This window comes from Caballeronia sp. LZ008 (assembly GCF_031451435.1).
Classification (GTDB): domain Bacteria; phylum Pseudomonadota; class Gammaproteobacteria; order Burkholderiales; family Burkholderiaceae; genus Caballeronia; species Caballeronia zhejiangensis.
The window spans coordinates 1-774 of sequence record NZ_JARUXK010000028.1; the positions used below are offsets into that span (position 1 = coordinate 1).

A 774-nucleotide genomic window follows, 5' to 3' on the forward strand; every position below is an offset into this window, starting at 1 on the left:
CGCGTGGGACGGCTCGCCCAGATGTCGGTGCGTCATGCGACGAGCGTCAACCTGCTCGATGTGCTTGCACGGCGCACGTATCAGTACAGCGCGGCGGGCAACCTGACGCGCATCGAGGACCACGCGCGCGGCGTGACCGACTACACCTATGACCGGATCGGGCGCTTGCTCAAGTCGGTCACGCCCGATCTGACCGAAATCTTTGCGTTCGATCCGGCGGGCAATCCTGTCGATCCGGAGAAGGTTCCGCCGCGCCCGGTCGTGGAGACGGATGAGGAACGTGCGGCGCGCCATGCGCGAGAGGATGCCGAAGACGCGGCGTTGAGGCGTGCGGGAGGAGCTCCACCGAGCCGCTGGCGGCATTTTGAAGACACCGAGAGATTGCGCGCGTGGGAACAGTCGTTGCCAAAGTGCATCGGCAATGTGCTGAAGGAGTTGAACCGCACGCACTACGCGTATGACGAGCGCGGGAATCTGAGCCGCAAGACCGAGCCTAATGGCGTGACGTGGGTCTATGCCTACGACCAGCAGAACCGGCTCACGGAGGCCAAGCGCTACGCGAAGCCGCCAGCGGCGAACGAGATCGACCGCCGGGAGAGGAGCACGGATGGTTCTACTACCTGGATTTCTGGCACTGCGCCGTTCGATGTTGCCGCGAGCTATACCTACGACGCGTTCGGGCGGCGCGTGGCGAAGGAAGTCAGAGGCGCGACAGGCGCAACCGAGCTAACCGTCTTCACATGGGACGGCGATGTGCTGCTCATGGAAGAGCGC

At 64.2% G+C, this 774-nt stretch carries 1 pseudogene; it reads left to right on the plus strand.

The window, feature by feature from the left end:
• Positions 1-774: pseudogene (locus QCE49_RS33580) on the plus strand (RHS repeat domain-containing protein); the annotation flags it as partial.